The organism is Kribbella sp. NPDC104740 (genome assembly GCF_055583505.1).
The window spans coordinates 97495-122710 of sequence record NZ_JBVJNV010000008.1; the positions used below are offsets into that span (position 1 = coordinate 97495).

At 70.3% G+C, this 25216-nt stretch carries 23 protein-coding genes; 12 read left to right on the plus strand and 11 right to left on the minus strand.

What is annotated here, in order from left to right; genetic code table 11:
• Nucleotides 1-72: 72 nt before the first annotated feature.
• The 4 genes from ACZ6Z4_RS33095 to ACZ6Z4_RS33110 all read left to right on the plus strand — a co-directional run bounded on the left by ACZ6Z4_RS33095 (nt 73) and on the right by ACZ6Z4_RS33110 (nt 3699).
• Nucleotides 73-948: an ABC transporter ATP-binding protein gene (locus ACZ6Z4_RS33095; RefSeq protein WP_465573751.1), complete on the plus strand. Its 876-nt coding sequence runs from the start codon at nt 73-75 to the stop codon at nt 946-948.
• Nucleotides 945-1769, plus strand: a complete 825-nt coding sequence (locus tag ACZ6Z4_RS33100; protein WP_465573754.1) for an ABC transporter permease — start codon at nt 945-947, stop codon at nt 1767-1769. Before ACZ6Z4_RS33095 ends, ACZ6Z4_RS33100 begins: the two co-directional genes overlap by 4 nt.
• 71 nt (nt 1770-1840) lie before the next feature.
• On the plus strand, nt 1841-3058 hold the full coding sequence (locus tag ACZ6Z4_RS33105) for a sensor histidine kinase (RefSeq protein WP_465573757.1): 1218 nt from the start codon (nt 1841-1843) through the stop codon (nt 3056-3058).
• Nucleotides 3055-3699 carry a response regulator gene (locus ACZ6Z4_RS33110; protein WP_465573762.1) on the plus strand — a complete coding sequence of 215 codons (645 nt, stop codon included), beginning with the start codon at nt 3055-3057 and terminating at the stop codon, nt 3697-3699. The genes ACZ6Z4_RS33105 and ACZ6Z4_RS33110 overlap by 4 nt, the downstream gene beginning before the upstream one ends.
• Nucleotides 3700-3727: 28 nt before the next feature.
• Here ACZ6Z4_RS33110 and ACZ6Z4_RS33115 read toward each other — a convergent pair whose 3' ends face one another.
• On the minus strand, nt 3728-4561 hold the full coding sequence (locus ACZ6Z4_RS33115; protein WP_465573765.1) for an isoprenyl transferase: 834 nt from the start codon (nt 4559-4561) through the stop codon (nt 3728-3730).
• Nucleotides 4562-4789: 228 nt separating this feature from the next.
• On the opposite strand from ACZ6Z4_RS33115, the gene ACZ6Z4_RS33120 reads away from it, so the two are divergent.
• On the plus strand, nt 4790-5392 hold the full coding sequence (locus ACZ6Z4_RS33120) for a hypothetical protein (protein WP_465573768.1): 603 nt from the start codon (nt 4790-4792) through the stop codon (nt 5390-5392).
• Nucleotides 5386-6384 carry a hypothetical protein gene (locus ACZ6Z4_RS33125; RefSeq protein WP_465573771.1) on the plus strand — a complete coding sequence of 333 codons (999 nt, stop codon included), beginning with the start codon at nt 5386-5388 and terminating at the stop codon, nt 6382-6384. Before ACZ6Z4_RS33120 ends, ACZ6Z4_RS33125 begins: the two co-directional genes overlap by 7 nt.
• Before the next feature lie 74 nt (nt 6385-6458).
• On the opposite strand, the gene recO is transcribed toward ACZ6Z4_RS33125, so the two are convergent.
• Genes recO through ACZ6Z4_RS33145 form a run of 4 tightly spaced genes read right to left on the minus strand, consistent with a single transcriptional unit; the run spans nt 6459 to nt 10455 of the window.
• Complete coding sequence (gene recO, locus ACZ6Z4_RS33130; RefSeq protein WP_465573774.1) at nt 6459-7229, minus strand: DNA repair protein RecO; 771 nt, start codon at nt 7227-7229, stop codon at nt 6459-6461.
• Nucleotides 7230-7275: 46 nt separating this feature from the next.
• Nucleotides 7276-8415, minus strand: a complete 1140-nt coding sequence (locus tag ACZ6Z4_RS33135) for an SDR family oxidoreductase (RefSeq protein ID WP_465573777.1) — start codon at nt 8413-8415, stop codon at nt 7276-7278.
• Complete coding sequence (locus ACZ6Z4_RS33140; protein WP_465573784.1) at nt 8412-9398, minus strand: aldo/keto reductase; 987 nt, start codon at nt 9396-9398, stop codon at nt 8412-8414. Before ACZ6Z4_RS33140 ends, ACZ6Z4_RS33135 begins: the two co-directional genes overlap by 4 nt.
• A 31-nt stretch (nt 9399-9429) precedes the next feature.
• Nucleotides 9430-10455 (minus strand): bifunctional alpha/beta hydrolase/OsmC family protein, encoded by a 1026-nt coding sequence (locus ACZ6Z4_RS33145; RefSeq protein ID WP_363674612.1) that lies wholly within the window; start codon nt 10453-10455, stop codon nt 9430-9432.
• Nucleotides 10456-10656: 201 nt separating this feature from the next.
• Here ACZ6Z4_RS33145 and ACZ6Z4_RS33150 point away from each other — a divergent pair, with 201 nt between their 5' ends.
• Genes ACZ6Z4_RS33150 through ACZ6Z4_RS33160 form a run of 3 tightly spaced genes read left to right on the plus strand, consistent with a single transcriptional unit; the run spans nt 10657 to nt 15253 of the window.
• A complete protein-coding gene (locus tag ACZ6Z4_RS33150) occupies nt 10657-13770 on the plus strand; it encodes an FtsX-like permease family protein (RefSeq protein WP_465573791.1) in 3114 nt (1037 codons plus the stop codon).
• Nucleotides 13767-14606, plus strand: coding sequence for an ABC transporter ATP-binding protein (locus ACZ6Z4_RS33155; protein WP_465573794.1), 840 nt, complete (start codon nt 13767-13769; stop codon nt 14604-14606). Before ACZ6Z4_RS33150 ends, ACZ6Z4_RS33155 begins: the two co-directional genes overlap by 4 nt.
• Entirely contained in the window at nt 14603-15253 is a 651-nt protein-coding gene (locus ACZ6Z4_RS33160; protein WP_465573797.1) for an ABC transporter ATP-binding protein, read from the plus strand. The genes ACZ6Z4_RS33155 and ACZ6Z4_RS33160 overlap by 4 nt, the downstream gene beginning before the upstream one ends.
• A gap of 85 nt (nt 15254-15338) precedes the next feature.
• Here ACZ6Z4_RS33160 and ACZ6Z4_RS33165 read toward each other — a convergent pair whose 3' ends face one another.
• From ACZ6Z4_RS33165 to leuA, 3 genes are all read right to left on the minus strand, one after another.
• The gene (locus ACZ6Z4_RS33165) at nt 15339-15614 is read right to left on the minus strand and encodes an SAV_915 family protein (protein WP_465573800.1); all 276 of its coding nucleotides are present in this window, start codon (nt 15612-15614) and stop codon (nt 15339-15341) included.
• Nucleotides 15615-15689: 75 nt separating this feature from the next.
• On the minus strand, nt 15690-17156 hold the full coding sequence (locus tag ACZ6Z4_RS33170; RefSeq protein ID WP_465573806.1) for a GNAT family N-acetyltransferase: 1467 nt from the start codon (nt 17154-17156) through the stop codon (nt 15690-15692).
• 41 nt (nt 17157-17197) lie between these two features.
• Complete coding sequence (gene leuA, locus ACZ6Z4_RS33175; RefSeq protein ID WP_363674979.1) at nt 17198-18871, minus strand: 2-isopropylmalate synthase; 1674 nt, start codon at nt 18869-18871, stop codon at nt 17198-17200.
• Between the two features lie 298 nt (nt 18872-19169).
• On the opposite strand from leuA, the gene ACZ6Z4_RS33180 reads away from it, so the two are divergent.
• Together ACZ6Z4_RS33180 and ACZ6Z4_RS33185 are read left to right on the plus strand one after the other, a co-directional pair.
• Nucleotides 19170-19973 carry an EamA family transporter gene (locus ACZ6Z4_RS33180; protein WP_465573809.1) on the plus strand — a complete coding sequence of 268 codons (804 nt, stop codon included), beginning with the start codon at nt 19170-19172 and terminating at the stop codon, nt 19971-19973.
• Nucleotides 19974-20094: 121 nt separating this feature from the next.
• Nucleotides 20095-20520: a PPOX class F420-dependent oxidoreductase gene (locus tag ACZ6Z4_RS33185; RefSeq protein WP_465573813.1), complete on the plus strand. Its 426-nt coding sequence runs from the start codon at nt 20095-20097 to the stop codon at nt 20518-20520.
• A 61-nt stretch (nt 20521-20581) separates the two neighbouring features.
• On the opposite strand, the gene katG is transcribed toward ACZ6Z4_RS33185, so the two are convergent.
• Both katG and ACZ6Z4_RS33195 read right to left on the minus strand, forming a co-directional pair.
• Nucleotides 20582-22780 carry a catalase/peroxidase HPI gene (gene katG / locus ACZ6Z4_RS33190; RefSeq protein WP_465573820.1) on the minus strand — a complete coding sequence of 733 codons (2199 nt, stop codon included), beginning with the start codon at nt 22778-22780 and terminating at the stop codon, nt 20582-20584.
• Nucleotides 22781-22790: 10 nt separating this feature from the next.
• Complete coding sequence (locus ACZ6Z4_RS33195; RefSeq protein WP_363674590.1) at nt 22791-23228, minus strand: Fur family transcriptional regulator; 438 nt, start codon at nt 23226-23228, stop codon at nt 22791-22793.
• Nucleotides 23229-23316: 88 nt separating this feature from the next.
• Here ACZ6Z4_RS33195 and ACZ6Z4_RS33200 point away from each other — a divergent pair, with 88 nt between their 5' ends.
• Complete coding sequence (locus ACZ6Z4_RS33200; RefSeq protein ID WP_465573828.1) at nt 23317-24306, plus strand: GNAT family N-acetyltransferase; 990 nt, start codon at nt 23317-23319, stop codon at nt 24304-24306.
• Here ACZ6Z4_RS33200 and ACZ6Z4_RS33205 read toward each other — a convergent pair.
• Entirely contained in the window at nt 24303-25208 is a 906-nt protein-coding gene (locus ACZ6Z4_RS33205; protein ID WP_465573834.1) for a LysR family transcriptional regulator, read from the minus strand. The two genes, ACZ6Z4_RS33200 and ACZ6Z4_RS33205, sit on opposite strands and share 4 nt — an antisense overlap.
• Nucleotides 25209-25216: the final 8 nt, after the last annotated feature.

A 25216-nucleotide genomic window follows, 5' to 3' on the forward strand; every position in this document is an offset into this window, starting at 1 on the left:
CACCGGTCGGGGGACAGCGAGTACGCCGTACGGCTCTCATCGCGCGGGCCCCCGAGCGGCCAGGCTTGAGCCATGACCGACAAAGACTTGGCAGTGCGGGTCCGCGGACTCGTCAAGCGGTACCCGGACAAGGTCGCCGTCGCCGGCGTCGATCTCGACATCCGGCACGGTGAGGTGTTCGCCCTGCTCGGCCCGAACGGCGCCGGCAAGACCACCACCACCGAGATCCTCGAGGGCTACCGGCGCGCCGACGAGGGCGACGTCCAGGTCCTCGGCACCGACCCGGCGCACGCCGACCGGCACTGGCGGTCCCGCGTCGGGATCGTCGCGCAGTCGTCGCGGGACGAGGCCGAGCTGTCGGTCGCCGAGCTGGTGCAGCACTTCGCCGGCTACTACCCGAACCCGCGCGACCCCGACGAGGTGATCGCGTCGGTCGGGCTGGAGGAGAAGCGCCGGACCCGGACCCGCAAGCTGTCCGGCGGGCAGCGCCGCCGCCTCGACGTCGCGCTCGGCGTGATCGGCAACCCGGAGCTGCTGTTCCTCGACGAGCCGACCACCGGTTTCGACCCCGAGGCGCGCCGCCAGTTCTGGACGCTGATCGAGAACCTGCGCACCGGCGGGACCACGATCCTGCTCACCACCCACTACCTGGACGAGGCCGAGCACCTGGCCGACCGGGTCGGCGTGATCGCCGACGGCCGGATGCTCGAGGTCGCGACGCCGGACACGCTCGGCGGCCGCGGCGCCCGCACCGCGCGGATCTCCTGGGTGGACGCCGAGGGGCACCACGAGATCCGCAGCGACGAGCCGACCGCCGAGCTGGCCCGGCTGATGCTGCGCTTCGACGGGGAGATCCCGGAGCTGCAGATCCGCCGGCCGAGCCTCGAGGACATCTACCTGGACCTGATCGGCGCCGTACCGGCCGCCGTCGAAGGAGCGACCCGATGAGCACCACCGCACCGACCCGCCCGCTGCCGTCCGTCGTACAGGTCGGGCTGTCCCGGACCGCGCTGGAGGTGAAGCAGTTCTTCCGCGAGAAGGAGCAGCTGATCTTCACCTTCTTCTTCCCGATCATCTTCCTCGGCATCTTCTCGGCCGTGTTCAGCAGCACCGACTTCGCCGACGGCGTCGACGCCGCGACGTACTTCACGCCCGGGATGATCGCCTCCGGCATCTTCCTGACCAGTTTCCAGTCGCTGGCGATCACGATCGCGATGGAGCGCGACGAGGACCTGCTGAAACGGCTGCGCGGTACGCCGATGTCGCCGCAGTCGTACTTCATCGGCAAGATCGGGCTGGTCCTGACCACCTCGATCGCCCAGTTCGGGCTGCTGCTGGCGATCGCCGGGCTGCTGCTCGGCGTCGACATCCCGTCGACCCCGCAGAAGTGGCTGCACTTCCTGTGGATCTTCGTGCTCGGTACGGCGTCCGGTTCGGTGCTCGGGATCGCCTTCTCGGTGGTGCCGAAGTCCGGCAAGGCCGCCTCGGCGGTCGTCACCCCGGTCGTCCTGCTGCTGCAGTTCATCTCCGGCGTCTACTTCGTCTACAGCAGCCTGCCGAGCTGGATGCGGACCGTGTCGGAGTTCTTCCCGCTGAAGTGGCTGGCCCAGGGGATGCGCTCGGTGTTCCTGCCGGACGCGTTCGAGGCCAGCGAACCGGGCGGCTCCTGGCAGCTCGGCACCGGCGCGATCGTGCTCTCGATCTGGCTGGTGGTCGGTCTGGTCCTCGCCCAGCGGGTGTTCCGCTGGACCCGCCGGGACGCGGGCTGATGCAGCTCCACGCTTCCGCCGGAACCGTGCGTCGGGTGGACGACTGCGGGTTCTGGCGGAAGATAGGGGGTATGCAGCCCGTCTCGAAGGCCGCGCAGCCGGTCTGGATCCGTACCCTGATCGGCTGGCACGTCGTGTTCTACGGCATGCTGGCCGTGGTGGTTGTCGGCGCAGTGACCTCTGCGGAGCTCACCGCCGAGCGGCGTACGACGTACCTGGCGCTGATCGCCGTGCTGGCCTTCGCGTACCGGTTCCTCGCGATGCCGGCGATGCTCTCGCGCAACTGGGTCTGGTCGAACGTGTACCGGCTGCTGATGATCGCGTGCATCGCGGTCGCGGTCGGGATCTTCCCCCAGTCGGTGTTCATCCTGTTCATCGTCTCGCCGCAGATCTGGTTGCTGAGTCGCCGTACTCTCGACGCCGTCCTGCTGACGCTGCTGCTGCTCGTTGCCGTCGGCACCGCGCAGCTCTGGTCGGCCGGCTGGACCACCGACGCGTTCTGGTCGATCCTGCCGTGGATGGTGATCAGCCTCGCGGTCAGCTCGATGCTGGGCATCTGGATCGACCGGGTGATCGCGCAGAGCCAGCAGCGCGCCGACCTGATCGAGGAGCTCGAGTCGACCCGGGACGAACTGGCCGCGGCGCACCACTCGGCCGGCGTGATGGCCGAGCGGGAGCGGATGGCGCGGGAGATCCACGACACGCTCGCGCAGGGCATGACGAGCATCGTGATGCTGGCGCAGACGGCTTCGGTCGAGCTGTCCCGTGGTGGGACCGACGCCGTGGCGGGCCGGCTGAGCGCGATCGAGGACAACGCGCGGGAGAACCTGGCCGAGGCGCGGGCGCTGGTCGCCGCGTTCACGCCGGTCGCGTTGTCCGAGGCAACCTTGTCCGAGGCGTTGCGGCGGCAGGCCGAGCGGTTCCGGGCCGAGACGGGCGTCGACGTACAGGTGGTGCTGGACATGCCGGACGACGAGGTCGCCGCGCTGCCGCAGGGCCAGCAGGTGGTGCTGCTGCGATCGGCCCAGGAGGCGCTGGCGAACGTGCGCAAGCACGCGGCCGCGACGTCCGTGCTGATCACGCTGTCGATGACCGACGACGGGGTGGAGATCTCGGTGTCGGACGACGGCAGCGGTTTCGAGCCGTCGGACGCCGGCGGCGGATACGGTCTGGCCGCGATGCGCGGGCGGGTCGAGGAGTCCGGCGGCAGCGTGCAGGTCGACAGCGCCCCCGGCCGCGGAACGCGGGTCCAGGTGCTCATTCCTTCGAACAGTCAGGAGAACTCGTGACCGTCCGGGTCCTGGTCGTCGACGACCACCCCATCGTGCGCTCCGGGCTGACCGGGATGCTCGCCGTCACCGACGACATCGAGGTCGTCGGCGAGGCGGGTGACGGCGAGGAGGCGCTCGCGCTGGTCGAGGCGACGCGGCCGGACGTCGTACTGATGGACCTGCGGATGCCCAGGCGGGACGGGGTGTCGGCGACCGGGGCGATCGTGTCGGGCTATCCGGCGACGAAGGTGCTGGTGCTGACGACGTACGACACGGACACGGACATCCTGCATGCTGTTGAGGCTGGGGCTGCGGGATATCTGTTGAAGGACACGCCGCATGGGGAACTGCTGGACGGGATTCGGGCTGCTTCTCGGGGTGAGACCGTGCTGGCGCCGCCGGTCGCTGCGCGGTTGATGTCGCGGTTGCGGACGCCGGCGCCGGTGGCTGCTGTGCAGCCGTCGCCTCGGGAGCTGCAGGTGCTGGCTGCTGTTGCTCGGGGGTTGAGCAATGCGGAGATCGGGCGGGAGTTGTTCATCGGGGAGGCGACGGTGAAGACGCATTTGCAGCGGTTGTTCACGAAGCTGGATGTGGATGACCGGACGCGGGCGGTGACGGTGGCGATCGAGCGGGGGTTGTTGCCTTCGCCTCGGGGTTGAGGTGCCTGGTTGGTGACCTCGCCTCGGTTCAGGGCGCCTGGTTGGTGACCTCGTTCGGGATCGCGCCGCCGTAGCGGCGGTCGCGCTGCGCGTACAGCTCGATCGCGCGCCACAGGTCGCGCCGGTCGAAGTCCGGCCAGAGCGTGTCGAGGAACACCATCTCGGCGTACGCCAGCTGCCAGACCAGGAAGTTCGACGTCCGCTGCTCGCCGGAGGACCGGATGAACAGATCCACCTCCGGAACCTCCGGGTGGTACAGGTGCCGCGCGAGCGTCTTCTCCGTGATCCGCTCCGGATTGAGCTTGCCCGCGGCAACGTCCCGCGCGATCGACCGCGCCGCGTCCGCGATCTCGGCCTGCCCACCGTAGTTCACGCAGAACTGCAGCGTGATCGTGTCGTTGCCCTTGGTCTGCTCCTGCGCGGACTCCAGCTCGTCGATCACGCTCTTCCACAACCGCGGCCGCCGCCCCGACCAGACGACCCGCACCCCCATCGCGTCCAGCTCGTCCCGGCGCCGGTGGATCACCTCCCGGTTGAACCCCATCAGGAACCGCACCTCCTCCGGCGACCGCGCCCAGTTCTCCGTCGAGAACGCGTACGCCGAGATGTACTTCACCCCGATCTCGATCCCACCCTTGATGACGTCCAGCAGCGACGCCTCCCCCGCCTTGTGCCCCTCGGTCCGCGCCAGCCCCCGCTGCTTGGCCCACCGCCCGTTCCCGTCCATCACGATCGCCACATGCCGAGGCACCAACTCCCCCGGCACCCCCGGCGGCATCGCCCCCGAAGGATGCTTGTCCGGCGCCACCACCTCTCCCCGGCGACTGCGCTCCACAACCCGACGACGACCCAGTGGCGACATGCGAAAGATTTTCCCCCACGAGTGAATCTCGTCGGCCAGCACCCTCCGGGTACGACGCCGCCATCGAGGCCAACCCCTCTCCCCCGTACGGGCTTGTACTCCACCCCACGCATTCCCGCCACCCCTGCTCCCTGCAACAACCTGCAACCTGTGGATAACCACCCCCTCGACCACGCTCCGTATGAAACCCTTGCACCACCCGCTACACCTATCTCAGGAGTCCCCCGCATGCCCCGGCGCCCCTTCCTCACCGCAGCCACCCTGCTCGCCGCCCTCCCCCTGGCGTCCTGCAGCAACAGCTCCCCGGAAGCCGGCCGCCCGGACACCGCTCCCCCGAGCGCCTCGCCCACCCCGAGCGCGACTGCTTCCAGTCCGCAGTGGACCGAGCAGGAGCAGCAAGCGATCACGCAGGCCACAGCGCGATACATGTCAGCCCGGGCCGCGATCAACCGAGCGCTGCAGGATCCTCGGAAAGCCACCCGCGCCAGCCTGCTCAGCGCGGGCAACGGCGGCACGTGGCTGGTGACCTCTCTCGGAGAACTGCAGTTCCAGCAGGACCAGGACTGGTACCAGAAGGGCGACATCGCGGTGACGTCGGTGGCGGTTCAGTCCGTGAATCTGGCCACCCAGCAGCCGGAGGTGAGGCTCACCTCGTGCATCGACAGCTCGAAGACCACAACGATCATCCGGAAGACCGGGAAGCCCGTCACCACCGCAGGTGACGACGGCGCGCGGCACAAGGCCCAGGCCAAGGTCGTGTTCGCTCCGGCCGAGCGGGGCCAGCCGAAGGCCTGGTTCCTGATCGATGAGCAAGGCGGCGGCGCATGTTGACCCGGGTCTCGCTGGTCGTGCTGCTACTCGGGATCATCGCGAGCCCAGAACTCGCCCATGCATCACTCACGACCGATCCACCACCGCCGCCGGGCTACACGCGGATCTGCTCGCAGCTGACCCACAGGTGCAAGCTTCAACTCACAGCCGAGCTGCCGCAGAAGGGGAAGGATCCGGTCGCCGGAAAGCCGGACCAGACGAAGTCGGCCAAGAAGCCGGTCTGCCGCTTCGCTGGCGCCCCGCAGGCGTGCACTTCAAAGCTGGGCAACTGGTCCAACACCCATCAGTGCTACCTGCAGCCGATGTCCCCACCGCCTCCGTACGACAACCCGATCTGGACAGGCAAGGACCCGGCCAAGGGATCGCTCTGGGCCTGCCTCCGCGAGCAGGGATACGACGAAGGACGGCACCTGGTCACTCGGTTCATCTGGATCGAAGGCGAACCCGATGTCGAGGTGGTGGATCCGATGACGCTGGTCTACCGGGCCATCGCGGAGATGAAGCTCGGAAAGCCTCAGCTCGGGACTGCGCCTGGTGCGGGGCAGATCGGGCTGGTGAACATGCCGGTGTGGCTCTGGGTCGCCAAGTCCGAGAACACCTGGGGCCCGATCACCCGGACCGCCAGCGTTCCGGGGCTGTCGGTCACCGTGAAGGCCGAGGTGGACGCGGTCAACTGGGCCATGGGCGACGGAAAGACCCTCCGCTGCGAGACCGCGGGTACGCCGTACACGGAGACGGCCGGCCTGAAGGACTCCCCCGACTGCGGTCACCGCTACGTGAAGACCTCGCGCTCCCAGCCGCACTGCACGTACCCGGTGACCGCGACGACCCACTGGACCATCGCCTGGGAGAGCACGCTCGGCGACACCGGCCAGATCCCGATGACCCAGTCGGCCGAGACCCAACTGCAGATCGGCGAGGCGGTGCCGGTGCTGGTCGACCCCGACGGCGGCGAGCAGGCGCCGGCTGCGCCGAAGGTCGCGGCCTGTTGAGAGAGATTGGGGCACGAGCGCTGCGGCGTTGAGCGCGGCTCGGCGTCACAGGCCGACACAGCGGGCTCTGGGTGTCAGTTGGCGGCTTCTGTGCCGGGGAGCGGAGTCGCTGGCGTCGTGCTCAGGTCCAGGTGGCGGAGGGAGCGGAGGCGGTCCAGGTGCCAGGCTACGAAGGCGGCTACGAGGGTGTCGGCTTCTCGGCGGGTTTTGGGGTCGGTGCGTTCTGCGGTGGGCCAGTCGCCGGTGAGGAGTGCCGCCAGGAGGGTGATGGTGGCGGGGGCGGGCATGGCGGAGGCGGGTGGGCGGCAGGAGGTGCAGACCATGCCGCCGGCGGAGGGGTTGAAGGCTCGGTGGGGGCCTGGTTCGCCGCACTTGGCGCAGTCTTCGAAGGAGGGGGCGTAGCCGGAGATGGCCAGGGAGCGGAGGAGGAAGGAGTCGAGGATCAGGCGGGGTTCTCGTTCGCCTTTGGAGAGGACTCTCAGGGCTCCGGCCAGGAGGAGGTGTTGTTGGGTGGCTGGTTCTTTTTCCTCGACGACCAGGCGGTCGACTGTTTCCAGGAGGACTGTGCCAGTGGTGTAGCGGGCGTAGTCGGAGACGATGCCTTCGCCGTAGGCGGCGATGGAGACGGCCTGGGTGACGACGTCGAGGGTGCGGCCGGTGGCGAGCTGGAGGTCCACGTGGCTGAACGGCTCCAGGCGGGCGCCGAAGCGGGACGACGTACGGCGGACACCCTTCGCGACGGCGCGGATCTTGCCGTGGGAGCGGGTCAGCAGGGTGGCGATGCGGTCGGCTTCGCCCAGTTTCTGGGTTCGGAGCACGATGGCTTCGTCACGGTAGAGCGGCACGGGGACAGTGTCTCAAACGGGGCCGACAGTCTGCGGGGGCGAGGCTTCAGAGGAGGGTGTTGACGTACTCGGCGAGGCCGGTCGGTTTGTGGCCGGTGAGCTGCTCCACGGCTGAGGTGACGGTGCTGAGCTCGCCGCTGGCGATGGCGGCGTACGACGTGACCCAGCCGGCGACCTCCCAGGCGGGGGCGCCGAAGCGTTCGCGGGAGCGGTAGGCCTCGTCGAGGGTCTCCGGTTCGTAGCGGATGCGGCGGCCGCGGGTCTCGGAGAGCAGGGCGGCGACCTCGGTCAGGGAGAAGGCGGTCGGGCCGGTGAGGTCGTACGTCGTACCGGCGTGGGCCGCGGGGTCGAGGAGGACCTGGGTGGCTGATGCGGCGACGTCGTTGCGGAGTACGGCGGCCACGCGGCCGTCGCCGGCGGGGCCGCGGATGGTGTCGTCCTCGCCGACGAAGCCGGGGACGAAGTCGAGGTAGAGGTTGTCGCGCAGGAAGGTGAAGTCGACGCCGGTCGCGCGGAGGTGCTGCTCGGTGTGCCAGTGGTCGCGGGCGAAGGTGAACGTCGCGTTCGGGGCGGCGCCGACGAAGCTGGTGTAGACGATGTGCCGGACGCCGGCGGCAACCGCCGAGTCGATCGTTGCCTTGTGCAAGGAGACCCGGTCGGCGGACTCGGTGGCGCTGAGCAGCAGGAGGGTGTCGACACCGTCGAGGGCGTCGAGGAGGGCGTTGTGGTCGCCGTAGCTGGCTTGGGCTACCTCGGTGTTGTCGAGCTGGGGGGCTCTTGCCGGGTCCCTGACGAGGAGGCGTTGGTGGGCGCCGGCGTTCGCTAGCTGGCGGGCGATCCTGGAGCCGAGCTTGCCGGTGGAGCCGGTGACGGCGATGAGTGGTTGCTCGCCGCTGCGGGCGCCGGGGACGTTGCCTGAGGTGCTCGCCGCTGCGGCGCGGGGAGGAACAGATGGGGTGGTCGGGCCCGGGGTGGTTGGGCCTGGGGCGGTCGAGCCCGGCGGGGGCGCGCCCGGCGTGGTCGCGCCCGGAACCGGGCCCGGCGTGGACGGGTCCGAGGCGCTCGCGCCCGGCGTGGTCGCGCCCAGGGTGGACGGGTCCGGGGTGGTCGCGCCCGGGGTGCTCGCGCCCGGCGCGCTCGGGGCGGGAGCGCTGCGGTCAGGGGTCGCCGGAGTGCCTTGGGTCACTTGCTGACCAGCTTCAAGGCGGCCTCGTTGTACCGGGTGCCGGCGGCTGAGTCCGGTGGGAAGGCGTCACTCAGAGCAGTGAGTTCTTCGGGGGTGAGGACCAGGTCGGCGGCGGCGAGGTTCTCGGCGAGGTACTTGCGGCGCTTGGTGCCGGGGATGGGGGCGATGTCGTTGCCTTGGGCAAGGAGCCAGGCGAGGGCGAGTTGGCCTGGAGTGACGTCTCGGGCTTCGGCCAGCGTTCGGACCTGGGCGACGAGGTCCAGGTTCTTCTGGAAGTTGTCGCCGGTGAAGCGCGGGAGGCCGGCGCGCATGTCGTCGGGGGCGAAATCCTCGGGCGACTTGATCTGGCCGGTCAGGAAGCCGCGGCCGAGCGGGCTGAAGGGGACGAAGCCGATGCCGAGCTCGCGCAGCGTCGGGAGGACGACCGTTTCGGGGTCGCGGGTCCACAGGGACCATTCGCTCTGGACCGCGGTGATCGGGTGGACGGCGTGGGCCGCGCGGACGGTGTCGCCGTTGACCTCGGACAGGCCCAGGTAGCGCACCTTGCCTGCCTGGACGGCCTCGGCCATCGCGCCGACCGTGTCCTCGATGGGGACCTGGGGGTCGCGGCGGTGCAGGTACCAGAGGTCGACGTGGTCGACGCCGAGGCGGCGCAGGGAGGCGTCCAGCGCCTCCCGGGCGTACGCCGGGGTGCCGTTGACGACGTTCGGGACCTGCTCGCCGGCGGCGCTCCGGGCGAAGCCGAACTTCGTCGCGAGGGTGACCTGGTCGCGGCGGCCCACGAGGGCGCGGCCGAGCAGCTCCTCGTTGGCGCCGTCGCCGTACACGTCGGCGGTGTCGAGGAAGGTGCAGCCGGCGTCGATCGCGGCATGCACGGTCGCGATCGACTCGGCGTCGTCGGTGCTGCCGTACGACTGCGACATCCCCATGCAGCCGAGGCCGAGGGCGGACACGGTGAGTTCTCCGAGCTGGGCTTCACGCATGGGTCCGAACTTACTCCCTCGCACCGGGAGGTCAGTCGGCGATGGCGGTCCGGATCTGGATCTCCGAGTGCAGCGTGCGGTGCACCGGGCACTTCCCGGCGATCGCGAGCAGCTTCTCGCGGTGCTCGGGCGTGAGGTCGCCGTCGAGCTTGATCCGCAGGTCGATCCGGTCGAGCATCCCGGACGCCGTCTCGCAGTTCTCGCAGTCCTTGGCGTGGATGCGGGCGTGGCGGAGCTCGACGGAGACGTCGCGGAGCGGGATCTGCTTGCGTTCGGCGTACATCCGGATCGTCATCGACGTGCAGGAGCCGAGCGACGCGAGCAGCAGGTCGTACGGCGTGGGCCCGGTGTCGCGCCCGAGCGGGACGGGCTCGTCGGCGGTCAGGCGGTGGCGGCCGGCGGTGATGGTCTGGGCGTACGGGAGGCCGTTCTCGCGGACCAGCACGTGATGCCCCATCGTCAGCCCGGACGGGACCGGCGGCGCGGGGGTGCTCAGGTAGCGGCCGGCCCAGGCGCCGATCATGGTCGCGGCGTACGTCGCGTCGGCGGCGACCGACAGCGCGTGGTCGGCGCCGTCGAGGGCGATGAACGACTTCGGGTGCCGGGCCGCGACGAACAGGTGCCCGGCGTTCTGGATGCCGACCTGCTGGTCGTTCGGCGCGTGCATCACCAGCAGCGCGGTCCGCGGCGGCGGGATCTCCCCGGCGGGCGCGTTGATCGTCACCACGGCGCGGATCTCCGGCACCAGGTGCGAGGCGGACAGCACCGCGACGCCGCCGAGCGAGTGACCGATCAGGATCTCCGGCGGCTCGAAGTTCGCGCGCAGGTGGTACGCCGCCAGGACCACGTCGGCGACCGCGCCGGCGGCGCCGATCTCGAAGGCCAGCACGGCGATCCCCGACCGGGTCAGGACGTCCACGATCACGTCCACGGAGCCGGGCGCGCGGTGCGCCAGTACGGCGTACGCGCGAACCTCGCCGGTGGGCAGTGCCATCAGTGCGTCGAGTGATCCACCCTGCGGCCTGTCCAGCTCCAGCGTGACCTTCGGATCCGTCATGGGACAAGCATCCCTGAAACGGTGAACCGCCCGGCGCATCGACCCACGGTGACGGACAGTATTCGAGGGGTAGCAACGATTGCGTCCAGACGCAAAGGTGCACAACGAAACCGCATCGGTGCCGGTCCACGTCCTGACGTGACACCGGCGGTTCCGTAAGTTCTCGGCAGGGTTTCACGCATTGCTGGGGGGTACGGAAAGATGTTTCTGGGCCGGGCGTTGCGCTACCGGTGGTCCCAGGCGGTCGTCCTGGCCGGGGTCAGTCTGCTGATCGGGACCTGCGCGTCGTTCGCGCCGTGGTTCTCCCGGTCGGTCGAGCAGACCGTGACGACCGAGATGCTGACCAACCGCCCGCTGCAGGCGGCCTGGCAGCTCGAGGCGCTGCCGCCGCCGACCAGCCGGATCACCAGCAAGCCGACCGCGCCGGACAAGCTGGCGAACCTGGTCCCGGCCGACGTCCGGCCGCTGTTCAGCGCGCCGGTGTACGGCACCCACGTCGACGTCAACTGGATCACCGGCCCCGAGATCACCGCGCCGAAACCGCAGGCACGGATCGCCTGGCGGGCCGACTTCTGCGAGCACCTGACGATCACCGAGGGCCGCTGCGCGACCGCACCGAACGAGGTCGTCGCGTCGGTCGCCGACGTCAACAACCACGACATCAAGCTCGGGCAGCGCCTCGACATCATCCCCACCCAGTACGTCGGCAGCGGCAAGCTCACCGTCGTCGGGCTCTACCGGGCGGTGGACCCGAAGGACATCTACTGGTTCGGCAGCCCGCCGACCGGGCGCTCGTACCCGCCGATCGGCGAGGACTCCGGCCAGCTCGACAAGCTGATGACGCCGCAGGTCACCTTCGACCAGGCCGCCTGGGGTCAGCGCAACACCGTCGACACCCGGCCGCTGCCCGGGCTGACCCGATTGAAGGACCTGGACCGGCTGAAGGCTGTCACCATCGAGGTCGGGGCGACCGCCGGTGAGCTGGAGTACAACGCCTCCAACACCTCTGCTCTGGTCAGCCTGATCGACTCGATCAGCGCCGAGCGCAAGCAGGCCGCGACGATCATCCCGCTGGTGATGGTCCAGGTCGCCCTGTTCGGTGTGGTCGTGCTGGCGCTCGCACTGGCGGCTGTGGTCGACCAGCGCCGGCCAGAGCTCGCCGTAGCCAGGCTGCGTGGCTCCAGCGCTCGCCGGGCCGGCCGAGCGCTCGCACTGGAGCTGGGCGCACCAGTGGCGATCGGCATGCTGCTGGGGATCCTGTCCGGCTTCGGTCTGCTGCTCGTGGTCAGAGCAACCTGGTTGAACAACGGCTCCCCACTCGAGTTCCACTGGACAGTACCGGCCGCGCTCGGCCTGGCCCTGGTGATAGGCGTCGCTGTCGTCCTGTGGACCGTACGGTCGGTAGCGCGGCAGCCGATCTCCACGCTGCTCCGTCGCGTCGTGCCGCGGCGCCGGGCCAAGGTAGTGGCGATCACTGACGTTGCGATCGTCGTACTGGCTACTGCTGGACTCGTCGGTGCGCTGACCGGTGGTGGGCGCGGTCCGCTGCCAGTACTGACTCCGACGCTGCTGGCGCTGGCTGTCGGCCTGACGTTCGCCCACCTCCTGCTCCCGGCGGCTGCGTTCATCAGCAGGCAAGCCCTGCGCGCTGGACGGCTCGGACTCGCTCTCGGCGCGCTGCAGGTTTCCCGGCGACCAGCGGTGACCCGGATCGTGGCAGTAGTAGCTGTCGCCACGGCGCTGGTGTCGTTCGCGGGCCAGGCCTCGTCCGTTGCCGCGCACAACCGGGAGACCCGTGCCGGGTACGAGGCCGGCGCGGCGGGTGTCATCAACGTGAGCCCGGGCAGCCTCGGCGAGTTCACCAAAGTCCTCGACGGGCTCGACCGCGACCGGCAGTGGCTCTCCCCCGTCCTGATCGGCCGCACCACAGCCCCCGGATCGCTGCGCACGATGATGATCGAGCCGGGCAGCTTCGGGCGGATCGCGTACGAGGGCCAGCGGCTCACCGACGCCGAGGGGCTCCAGCGCCTCAGCACGCCCGCCAAGCCGGCGCCGATCGAGCTGAAGGGTGACGAGCTGCGGATCACCGCGAGCACCGGTCCGATGAAGCCGGTCGTGCCGGAGACCGTCGACGGCACTCCCCCGCCCGAGCAGGACCCCGCGAAGGCCGTGATCATCGAGGCCACGGTGGTCAGCCTGCGCGACGGCGGCCGGTACGTCGCGAGCTTCCCGAAGCTGCCACTGAACCCCGGACGCGCGGTCGACCTGACCACGAGCATCCCCTGCGAAGCGGGCTGCCAACTGCTGCGGCTGGGCATCAGCCGCGACCTCGACGACCAGTCCGGGATCGAGGGCGACGTGATCATCAGCAAGTTCGGCACCACCACGCAGCCGAGCGTCGCGCTCGGGTCGGGGCCGGACTGGGTGGAGATCCCGCAGCTCAGCGAGAACACCGGCGAGATCAGCGCCGAGGACGCGGCCGGTGGTCTCAAGCTGCACGTCACCAGCATCGCGCTCGAGACCGTGCTCCAGCACGGCTCCGCGCCGCCGCTGGTCCCGACGCTGGTCAGCAAGGACTACGCGCTGACCGACAGCTCGACGGCGCCCGGCCTGGACGGGATCGCGTTCCGGGTCGCGCCGATCGACCGGCTCACCGGACCGGTCAACCGGTACCCCGAACGGTCCGCGGTGGTCGACCTGGAGACGATGCGCCGGCTCGGCGGCACCGTCGCGCTGACCGTGATGTCGTTCGAGGTCTGGCTGAACGACGCGGGCGTGACGCGGGCCGACCAGGTGATCGAGGCGCTGAAGAAGGCCGGGTTCGAGGCGCAGCTCGTCGACCGGAGCGCCGATCGCGAGGCGGCGTACGGGCGGTCGGCGAGTGCGCTCGCGCTGCAGCTGACGCCGGTGATCGGCGTGGCCGGGTGGTCGCTGGCGATCATCGTGCTGCTGCTGATGGTGGTCACCTCGTGGCGGTCGCGGGCGCAGGACTACGCGAGCCTCAAGATCACCGGCGTCCCCGCGTCGACGACCGGGCGGGCCGCCCGGTGGGAGCAGACCGGGCCGGTCGCGCTCGCCGTACTGCTCGGGTCGATCTGCGGGGTGGTCGGGGCGAAGGTCGCGCTGCCGCTGATCCCGTTGTTCGCCGAGACCGGTGAGCCGTCGCCGATCCCGCTCGACCTGGGCACGAACTGGGCGGTCGCCGGGGTGCTGTGGCTGATCGGGACCGTCGTACTGACCCTGACCACGGTGCTGCTCGGCTCGGGCGTGAACCGCCGGGCCGGCTACAGCCGGATCAAGGAGGAGCTGTCATGAGCGGGCTCGCGATCGCCACCAGCGGTCTGGTGCACATCTACCGCAGCCAGGGCCACGACGTCGCCGCGCTGTCCGGGATCGGGATCTCGGTCCGGCCGGGTGAGCTGGTTGGGCTGCTCGGTCCGTCGGGGGCGGGCAAGTCGACGCTGCTGCAGCTGTGCGGCGGGCTGCTGACGCCGAGCGCTGGGCGGTTGCACATCGGCGACCACAACATCGCGACGATGACCGAGGCCGAGCTGGACCGGATGCGCGCGGCCGACGTCGGGATCGTTCTGCAGGGGGCGGGGCGGAACCTGATCCCGTATCTGACGCCGATCGACAACATCCGGTACGCGCAGAAGGCCGCGCCGCGCGACCGGGAGCTGCCGACGCCGGAGGAGGTGCTGGAGCTGGTCGGCCTGGCTCAGCAGGCGAAGGCGCCGCTTGGTTCGCTCACGCCGGGGCAGGTCCAGCTCACCGCGGTCGCGGTCGGGATCGCGACCTTCCCCGGGCTGCTGCTGGCCGACGAGCCGACCAGCCAGCTCGACCACCAGGCACGCGACGAGGTGCTGGCGGCGATCCGAACGATCAACCAGACCACCGGTATGACGGTGCTGCTGATCACCCACGACCCGGACGTCGCCGCCGCGCTCCCCCGGACGATCACGATCCGGGACGGCCGGATCGCGTCCGAGGGCCGCTCCGGCGAGGAGTTCGCGGTGGTCGCGACCGACGGGTCGCTGCCGCTGCCGCCGCACGTCGCCGACCTGCTGCCGCCGGGGACGCTGCTGCGGGTCACGACGACCGAGGACGGCGAGGTCCGGCTCAGCCCGATCGATCAGGAGGGGCCCCGATGAGCCTGGGCATCACAGCGACCGGACTGACGGTCGCGTACGGCGAGCTGGTGGCCGTCGCCGACGCGTCGTTCCGGGTGCCGCCGGGGTTCGTCCTCGCGGTCAGCGGGCCGTCCGGCGCCGGGAAGAGTTCGTTGCTGTGGGCCCTGGCCGGCGCGATCGCGCCACGGTCGGGCACGGTCGAGCTGGACGGCGTACCGGTGGTGGACCGGCCGGGGGCGTCCAAGCAGGGCGTCGTACTGGTGCCGCAGGGCAACGGGCTGGCGCGGGTGCTGACCGCGCGGGAGAACCTGGCGCTGCCGTTGATTGCTGAGGGCAAGAAAGATGTCGACCGGGTGATCGACGAGGCGCTGGCGGCGGTCGGGCTCGAGGAGAGCGGCGACCACCTGGTCGAGGAGCTGTCCGGTGGTGAGCAGCAACGGGTCGCGGTCGCGCGGGGGCTGGCGCAGCAGGGGCACGTCGTACTGGCTGACGAGTCGACCAGCGAGCTCGACAGCACGAACCGCGAGCGCGTGCTGGACCTGCTGCGACGCGAAGCCGAGCGGGGGGCCGCTGTGATCATCGCGACCCACGACCCGAGCGTGGCCGCCGGCGCCGACGGCCACGCGACCATGGACGAGGGTCGCCTGAGCTGGGAGCGGCGCCTATAGGTGGTTGAGGATCCAGAGCAGCACGGCCAGCGCGCCGGTGACCGCGACGATCCGCACCATCGCGACGAACTCAGGATCGAAACGCTCAGCGGCCACCGTGGTTCACCAGCTCCCGCGGCTGCGGCCCGATCCGGGTCGGGTCGAGCTGCACGGTGTCGACGCCGAGCTCAGCCAGTACGTCGTGCAACTCCTGCTCCCCGACCCGCATCCAGTCCTGGCGCTCGCCACACGCCGACCGAAGCAGCTGCAAGCTGGTGAACGCGATGCCGACCCGGACTCCATCGGGCCGCCGCCCGATCCGCAGAGCCTCCACATCCCAGGCCCCAGCAGCCCGGGTCGGCACGAACAACGGTGATGTCATGCCACCGACGTTAGGCAGCCGTGGCCGCCGGCAACAGCTTTCTCACGCCCCTCCAGCACGCTTCACACACCGCTCTCACAGGCCGATGAGATGCGGCTCCGAGGGCGGCCCATTGCTGAGCAGGTCGGCGAGGTAGACCGGGAGCGCCCGCGGCGAGAACACGTCCGGACCGTCGTACGCCGTGAGCTCCTGCAGCGTCCACCAGCGGTGGCCGTGCACGTTCTCCTCCAGCAACTCCGCCGCCGACATCGAGCCGCTCGGGGTGTGACTGTCGACGCGGACGAGGAAGTAGTCGTTGATCACGCCCTCGTACCCGGCCGCATGGCCCTCGGCAACGACCTCCTGGTGCCAGATGTGCGGCGCGTCGGCCGGTGGAGTCAGGCCGATCTCCTCGGCCAGCTCACGGGTGAGGGCCTCGAGCAACGACTCTCCCGGTTCGACACCACCGCCGGGCGCCGCCCAGACGTCGGGGCGGTCGTCGAAGGCGAAGCGGAGCAGCAGAATCCGGTCGTCGCGGTCGAGGACGACGGCGCGAGCGGCCGGGCGCAGGTTGGGCGTGCGGCGTTCGAGGCCGTGGGACTCTTCGACGACCTCGAAGCCGAAGCGGGTGTTGACCTTCTGCATGGCGGCGTTCGACTGGGCGGTCCAGGTGTGGAGGTGGCGCTGGGTGGTGCGGTGGTCGGCGAGTTGGGTGAGGTTGGCGAGTTTGAGGTGGGTGCCGAGGTTGTGGCCGCGGTGGTCGCGGAGGACGAGGGTGTCGTCCTGCAGGGCGTGGTCGGGGTCGGCGTGGGGCAGGTAGAGGAGGGTGTAGCCGGCGGGGGTGCCGTCGGTGGTGTGGGCCATGGTGACCAGGGAGAGGTGGTTCTTGGCCATCCGGGCCTCGTTCTCGGCGAGGCGGTCGGTGGTCCAGGGGGCCGGGGCGTGGGTCATGCCGCCGGTGGGGACGTCCTGGTCCATGGCGGTGTGGAGGTCGGCGTACGCCTGGAGGTGCTCGGGTGGGCAGGGGCCGGACCAGGAGGTCAGGTGGTAGCCGGTGAGGTCGCCGGCTTCGGTCGTCAAGCGGTCGAAACGTGAAGCGTCGTATGGGAGAGGGACGACGAGGTGGTCCTCGACGTGTTCGACGGTGAAGCCGAGGCCGGCGGCGAACGCGCTGCCGGGCCAGGGCTGGGCGGGGACGCCGAGCTCGGCCTGGACGATGGTGCGGCCGAGCTCGGCGGCCCGGGTCGTTGCCCAGCGCCACAAGACGGTGGCGGCGCCGCGGCGGCGGTCGGCCGGTGGGACGTCGATCTCGACCGAGACCGTGTCGAGGTTGTCCTGCAGGCGGTACTCGAACAGCAGCGCGCCGATCAGGCGGTCGCCGTCGAAGGCGCCGACCGGGATCCGGCGTTTGGCCGGGCCGGGGTTGCGCAGCGAGGAGGCCAGGGCGGTCCAGGTCGCGACGACGGCAGCCGGGCGGCCGTCGGTGGCGCCGGCGTGCCAGGCGGCGTACCAGCTGCGGAAGGTCGGGTCGTCGTGCGGGTCGACCTCGCGGGCGATGATCATCCGCCGAGCCAAGCAGCTCGGCGGATGATCCGCACGTGGATTTACCGGGTGGCGCGGTTGATCGCCGAGACGACCGCCTTCAACGAGGCCGTCAGGATGTTGGCGTCGCGGCCCACACCCCAGTAGACCTCGTCGCCGACCTCGCACTCGACGTACGCCGCGGCCAGGGCGTCGCCGCCGGCCGAGAGCGCGTGCTCGTGGTAGTCCAGCACCCGGACGTCGTACTTCAGCGGCTTGATCGCGTCGACGAACGCCGAGACCGGGCCGTTGCCCTCACCCGTCAGCTCGTGCGGGACGCCGTTCGAGTAGACCTGCACCGCGACGGTCTCGTTGCCCTCGCCACCGGACGTCGACGTGACGGTCAGCAGCGACAGCTTCCCCGGCGTCAGGTACTCGGCGGAGAAGATGTCCCACATCACCTGAGGGCCGACCTCGCCGCCCTCGGCGTCGGTGTGCTGCTGGATCACGCGGCTGAACTCGATCTGCAGCCGGCGCGGCAGGTCCAGGCGGTGCTCGGACTTCATGATGTACGCGACGCCGCCCTTGCCGGACTGCGAGTTGACCCGGATCACGGCCTCGTACGAGCGGCCGACGTCCTTCGGGTCGATCGGCAGGTACGGCGCTTCCCAGGTGATCTCCGAGACCGGCCGGCCCTCGGCCGCGGCCTGCTTGTCCAGCGCCTCCAGGCCCTTCTTGATCGCGTCCTGGTGCGAGCCGGAGAAGGCGGTGTAGACCAGGTCACCGGCGTACGGCTGCCGCTCGGGCACCCGCATCTGGGTGCAGTACTCGACCGTACGGCGGATCTCGTCGATGTCGGAGAAGTCGATCTGCGGGTCGATGCCCTGGCTGAACAGGTTCATCCCCAGCGTCACCAGGTCGACGTTGCCGGTCCGCTCGCCGTGGCCGAACAGGCAGCCCTCGACGCGGTCGGCGCCGGCCATCAGCGCCAGCTCGGTGGCGGCGACCGCCGTACCGCGGTCGTTGTGCGGGTGCAGGCTGATCGTGCTGTGCTCGCGCCGGGTGAGGTTCCGGCCGAACCACTCGATCTGGTCGGCGTACACGTTCGGCGTGGACATCTCGACGGTGGCCGGCAGGTTCAGGATGATCTCGCGGCCGGCGGCCGGCTGCCAGACGTCGCTGACCGCCTCGCAGACCTCCAGCGCGAACTCCAGCTCGGTGCCGGTGAAGATCTCCGGGCTGTACTGGTAACCGAACTCGCAGTCGCCCAGCATCTCGTCGGCGTACTTCATCACGGTCTCGGTACCGCGGACGGCGATCGTGCGGCACTCGGCCTTGTCGACGTTGAAGACGACGCGGCGGAACAGCGGCGCGGTCGCGTTGTACAGGTGGATGGTCGCCTTCGGCGAGCCCTGCAGCGACTGCACGGTCCGCTCGATCAGCTCCTCGCGGGCCTGGGTCAGCACCGAGATGGTGACGTCGTCGGGGATCGCGTCACCCTCGATCAGCGAGCGGACGAAGTCGAAGTCGTACTGGCTGGCGCTGGGGAAACCGACCTCGATCTCCTTGTAGCCCATCTTGACCAGCAGGTCGAACATCCGCCGCTTGCGGGCCGGCGACATCGGCTCGACCAGCGCCTGGTTGCCGTCGCGCAGGTCGGTGGACAGCCAGCGCGGGGTCGCGTCGACGGACTTGGCCGGCCAGGTGCGGTCCGGCAGGTCGATCGGCGGGAAGGCGCGGTAGCGCGCTACCGGCATGCCAGAGGGCTGCTGGACGGGCTGAGGCTGGTTCTTCGGTGCCACGGGGTTCTCCTCGGGAAGGCTGTACTACGGGGTCGCAGACGACCGGCGCACGACAGAACTCCGCGGCGAGGGAACCGGCCTGGTCAGGCCTCGCCGCGGCAGCGAAGGAGGAGAATCTGGTGCCGCATGATGCCAGTGAGTTTATGCACACCCCCGCCCGGCCGTCGAACCGGGGGTCTCGACCGGCGAGACACGCAGCGTGAGCAGCCGGTGAGTAGACAGCGTCTACTCGGTTGTTGTAGACACTGTCTACGTGACCGCTCTCGCCCTGCTCACCGTCGCCGCCGCCTGCCACGCCGGGTGGAACCTGCTGCTGAAGAAGTCGCCGCTGCAAGGCCCGGGACTCATCTGGTTGTGCACCGTGCTCACCGCGCCGGTGTCACTCGGGCTGGTCGTCTGGCGCGGCCTCGGGCCCGCCTGGTGGGCGGCCTTGGTGAGCATGGCGCTGCACACGGCGTACGCCGTGACGCTGCAGAAGGCGTACGGCGCGGGCGGCTTCGCGGTGGTCTACCCGGTCAGCCGCGGCACGACGCCGATCCTGGTCACGCTGGCCGCCGTCCCATGGACCGGGCTACCGCCGATGGTGACGTGGGCCGGCGCCGCACTGGTCGCCGCCGGCATCCTGCTGATGGACCGAACCCCCGGCCGGCGCGGACTCGGCCGAGGCGTCGGCCTCGGCCTCGTGGTCGCCGTCTGCAGTTGCGCCTACACCTTGTGGGACGGCTTCGCGATCACCACGCTCGACGTCGACCTGCTGTCCTACCTGGCGGTGAGCAACCTCGCACAGGTCGCCCTGCTCACCGCGGTCGTCCGGCCGAGACAGGTCCTGCAGTACTGGCGGTACGCCGTACCGATCGCCGTCCTCACACCAGCCAGCTACGGACTCGTTCTGCTCGCGATGACCCTGACCACGATCGAAACCGTCGCCATCGGCCGCACCCTGAACGTCGTCATCGGCACCCTGGTCGGCCTGCTCGCCCTCCGCGAACGCCTCTCTCCCCTGACCACCGTCGGCCTGGCGGCCGTCGTGGGCGGTGTCCTGCTCGCAGCATCCTGAGAGGATCAGGCAAGAGTCCGCGAGCCTCTGTCCACCCAGAACTCACGCTCACGGGTGGACGACTGGCTGCGGCGTACGCCGGCTTGCCTTCAAGTTGGGTTGAGCTCCTAGGCTGGAGCGCATGACTGAATCTCTCGCCGGACGGCTTGGTACGCACGGGCTCGGGGTGCTCGTCACCCTCAAGCGGGACGGGCGGCCGCAGTTGTCGAACGTCACCTATGTGTACGACGCAGCGCGGAACCAGGTCCAGGTCTCGCTGACCGCGGATCGCGCGAAGACCAAGAACCTGCGCCGCGACCCGCGGGCCAGCCTGTACGTGAACGGGGCCGGCGGCGGCTCGTACGTCGTACTGGAAGGCAAGGCCGAGCTGAGCGCGGTCGCGCAGCGCCCGGACGACGCGGTCGTCGAGGCGCTGGTCGAGTACTACCGGACCGCCTCCGGCGAGCACCCGGACTGGGACGACTACCGGCGCGCGATGGTCGCCGATCAGCGGCTGCTGTTCACAATGACGGTCGACCACGCGTACGGGATGCCGAAGCCGAGCTGAGGAACAGCAAGTCCGCGCGACTCCCGGGAGTCGCGCGGACTTGTGGCAACTACCGCTCAGCTCACTTCAGGTCGTAGCGGTCCAGCTCCATGACCTTGACCCACGCGGCGACGAAGTCGTTGACGAACTTCGCGCCGGCGTCACCGGCGGCGTAGACCTCGGCCAGCGACCGCAGCTGCGAGTTCGCGCCGAAGACCAGGTCGACCGGGGTCGCGGTCCACTTGACCTCGTCCGAGCCCAGCGCGCGGATCTCGAAGACGTTCTCCTCCGCCGCCGACGCCTTCCACTCCGTGCCCGCGGCGAGCAGGTTGACGAAGAAGTCCGGGCTCAGCGTGTCGGCCTTGTCGGTGAGGACACCGTGCGCCGTACCGCCGACGTTGTTGCCCAGCGCCCGCAGGCCGCCGACCAGCACGGTCAGCTCCGGCGGGGTCAGTGTCAGCATGTACGCGCGGTCGAGCAGCAGCAGCTCCGGCGTCAGCTTCTCACCGGCCCGCAGGTAGTTGCGGAACCCGTCGGCCCGCGGCTCGAGCACCGCGAAGGAGTCGACGTCGGTGTTCTCCTGGGTGGCGTCGGTGCGGCCCGGGTGGAACGGCACGGTGACGTCCTGGCCGGCGTTGCTCGCCGCCTTCTCGACCGCGGCCGAGCCACCGAGCACGATCAGGTCGGCCAGCGAGATCTTCTTGTCGCCGGCGCCGCTGTTGAACTCCTGCTGGATCCCCTCGAGCGTCTCGAGCACCTTCGCCAGCTCGGCCGGCTCGTTGATCTCCCAGCTGCGCTGCGGCTCCAGGCGGATCCGGGCGCCGTTCGCGCCACCACGGCGGTCGGTGCCCCGGTACGACGCGGCCGAGGCCCACGCCGTGCGGACCAGCTGGCCGATCGACAGGCCCGAGTCGAGCAGCTTGGCCTTCAGCGCCGCGACGTCCGCGTCGTCGACCAGGGCGTGGTCGACGGCCGGGACCGGGTCCTGCCACAGCTGCGGCTCCGCGACCCACGGGCCGAGGAAGCGCGAGACCGGGCCCATGTCACGGTGCAGCAGCTTGTACCAGGCCTTCGCGAACGCGAGCTGGAACTCCTCGGGGTGCTCCAGGAACCGGCGCGAGATCTTGTCGTACTCCGGGTCGAAGCGCAGCGCGAGGTCGGTGGTGAGCATCGTCGGGCGGTGCTTCTTGTTCGCGTCGTACGCGTCCGGGACGGTCTCGTCGGCGTCCTTGGCGACCCACTGGTGCGCGCCGGCCGGGCTCTTCACGAGCTCCCACTCGAACGCGTACAGGTTCTTGAAGAAGTCGTGACCCCACTTGGTCGGGGTGCTGGTCCAGGTCACCTCGAGACCGCTGGTGATGGTGTCGGCGCCCTTGCCGGAGCCGTACCCGCTCTTCCAGCCCAGGCCCTGCTGCTCCAGCGGCGCGCCCTCGGGCTCCGGGCCGACGTGGTCGGCCGGGCCGGCGCCGTGGGTCTTGCCGAACGAGTGACCGCCGGCGATCAGCGCGATGGTCTCCTCGTCGTTCATCGCCATCCGGGCGAAGGTGTCGCGGATGTCGCGGGCCGCCGCGACCGGGTCCGGGACGCCGTTCGGGCCTTCGGGGTTGACGTAGATCAGGCCCATCTGGACCGCGCCGAGCTGGCTGTGCAGCTGCCGGTCACCGCTGTAGCGCTCGTCGCCCAGCCAGGTGTCCTCGGGGCCCCAGAAGATCTCCTCGGGCTCCCACAGGTCCTCGCGGCCGAAGCCGAAGCCGAAGGTCTCGAAGCCCATGTCCTCGAGCGCGACGTTGCCGGCCAGCACCAGCAGGTCGGCCCAGGAGATCTTCCGGCCGTACTTCTGCTTGACCGGCCAGAGCAGCCGGCGGGCCTTGTCCAGGTTGGCGTTGTCAGGCCAGCTGTTCAGCGGGGCGAACCGCTGCGCGCCGTCGCCGCCGCCACCGCGGCCGTCCTCGATCCGGTAGGTGCCGGCGCTGTGCCAGCTCATCCGGATGAACAGCGGGCCGTAGTGGCCGAAGTCCGACGGCCACCAGTCCTGCGACGTGCGCATCACCTCGACGATGTCGCGCTTCAGCGCGTCCACGTCGAGGGTCTTGAACTCCTCGGCGTAGTCGAAGTCCGCGTCCAGCGGGCTGGCCTGCGGCGAGTGCCGGCGCAGGACCGAGAGGTCCAGCTGGTTCGGCCACCAGTCGCGGTTCGTCCGCGGGTTGGGCACCGTCGGCGTCGGGGCGTCGATGGCGGGGTTCTCGCTCTCGCTGCCGTGGTGGCCAGGCGTCTCGGTCATGCTGAACCTCTCAGGAAGTGGTGGCTGGTTCCGAACCGGCCGCCGAGCAGTCCGGGCACAGTCCCCAGTACACGACCTCGGCCTCGTCGAGGACGAAGCCGTGCTGGTCGGACGGGTGCAGGCACGGAGCTGCGCCGACGGCACAGTCCACGTCTTCGATGGCGCCGCAGGACCGGCAGACCACGTGGTGGTGGTTGTCGCCGACCCGCGTTTCGTAGCGGGCGACCGACCCGGCGGGCTGGATCCGCCGGAGCAGTCCGGTGTCGGTGAGCGCACGCAGTACGTCATACACGGCCTGGTGCGAGACGTCCGGGAGCTCTTCGCGGGTGGCCCGGATGATCGCGTCGGTGTCGGCGTGCGGGTGGGTGTGCACGGCGCTCAGGACGGCAAGCCTCGGCCGGGTGACCCGCAGGTCGACCGATCGGAGAAGCTCCCGAGGACTCGTCACCAGGGCAGTTTTGTACAAAAACTGGAATCAGTCAAAAGAAGCTGAAAATGCAGTCGCTTCCGCCGGTGGATTCGCTCATCCTGACCTGGTGGACATCACGAGGCTCTCCCCCGACGACGTGGTCGGGTGCGCGGACGCCGTGGCGCTGTTCCAGGCCACGCACAAGCTCGACTGCCCGGACGCGCTGCTGCCGACCCCGCGCGGGTTCGCGGCGCACCTGAAGTACGGCTGGGACGGCGATCCCGGACAGGCGTTCCTGGCCCGCGAGGACGACGGCACGCTGGCCGGCGTGCTGAGCGTCGAGCTGCCGACGTACGACAACACGAACCTGGCCTGGTTCGAGGTCGAGGTGCACCCGGACCGGCGCGGCCGCGGGCTCGGCGGCGAACTGATCGCGTACGGCGAGGGCCTGGCCGAGGCCGAGGGCCGCACGTCGGTCGGGCTGAGCGCGTGGGACCTGCCGAAGGCCGACCTGTTCGCGCGCCGCCAGGGCTACGAGCAGAAGGCGATCGAGGTGAACCGGCGCCAGGACCTGAGCGCCCTGGACTGGGGCCTCGTCCAGCGCCTGTACGACGACGCGGTGCGCGCCGCGTCGGCGTACGAGCTGGTGCGGGTGACCGGGAAGCTGCCGGACGAGTTGCTCGACGGGATGGTCGCGGTGACCGCGTCGATCAACGACGCACCGAAGGACGACCTGGACATCGAGGACGACGAGTACAGCCCGGAGCGGCTGCGCGCCTACGAGGACGCGCAGCAGGCGCACGACCGGACGCTGTACCGGGTGATCGCGCGCGAGAAGGCGACCGGTGCGCTGGCCGGGCACTCGACGATCACCGTCGAGCGCGAGCGCCCGCACGTCGCCGAGCAGGCCGACACCGCGGTCTCCCGCGACCACCGCGGGCACCGGCTCGGCGCGCTGGTGAAGACCGGCATGCTGCTCTGGATGCGCGACGAGGAGCCGGCACTGACCCAGCTCGACACCTGGAACGCGGAGTCGAACTCGCACATGATCGGTATCAACGAGCAGCTCGGGTACCAGATCGTCGCGCGGTCGATCGCGTACCAGAAGTCGCTCTAGCTCCTGAACAGTTCTCGGCAGTGCTCCCGGAAGGCCGCCGCCCGGCGGGTCGTCCGGGAGCCCTCGGCCCAGCCGAGCACGACCGGCGTGGTCGGTACGGCGTCGGCCAGCGGCTTGGTGAGCAGCGGCAGACCTTCGTAGCTGAGGTCGGTCAGCGGGGTCTGCACGGCCAGTGAGTAACCGATGCCCCGGGCAACCAATGCACGCATCAGCTCGAAGCTGCCGGCCCGGTGCGTGGGCCTCATCTCCAGCCCCGCGGCCTCGAAGACGCGGGCGAAGTAGCGCTCGCTCGGCGGTACGTCGAGCAGCACGTACGGCTCGTCGGCCAGGTCCGCGAGCGCGATCTTCCGGCGGCGGCGCAGACGGTGACCGGCCGGCAGCAGCACCGACGGCGGCCGGTCGTGCAGCACCTCGACCTCGATCCCCGGGAGCAGATCCTGCTGGTAGAGGAACGCCAGCTCGGTGCGCCCGTCGAGCAGCCCGTGCTGGACGTCGGGCAGGGTGCCCTCGACGAACTCGACCGTCACGGCGGGCTGCGCCGCGCCGAAGCCGGCGATCGCCGCCGGCAGATGGAACGGCGCGATCGGCGCGTAGCAGCCGACGACCAGCCGGCCCTCGAGCTCTTGGCCGAGGCTGCGGGCGCCGCTGCCCAGCTCGGTCAGCGCCGCGAGAACCTTGCGGCCGTCGGCGACCACCTGCTGCCCGGCCGCCGTGAGCCGGGTGCCGCGGCGCGATCCGCGCAGGACGAGACGGACGTCCAGCGCGCGCTCCAGCTCGCCGATGGCCAGCGACACCGCGGACTGCGAGACGTGGCACTGCGCGGCCGCGGCGGTGATGCCGCCGGTCTCGGCGACGGCGACCAGGTACTCGAGCTGGCGCGGTGAGACGTTCGGCAGGCCCATGAGTTGAG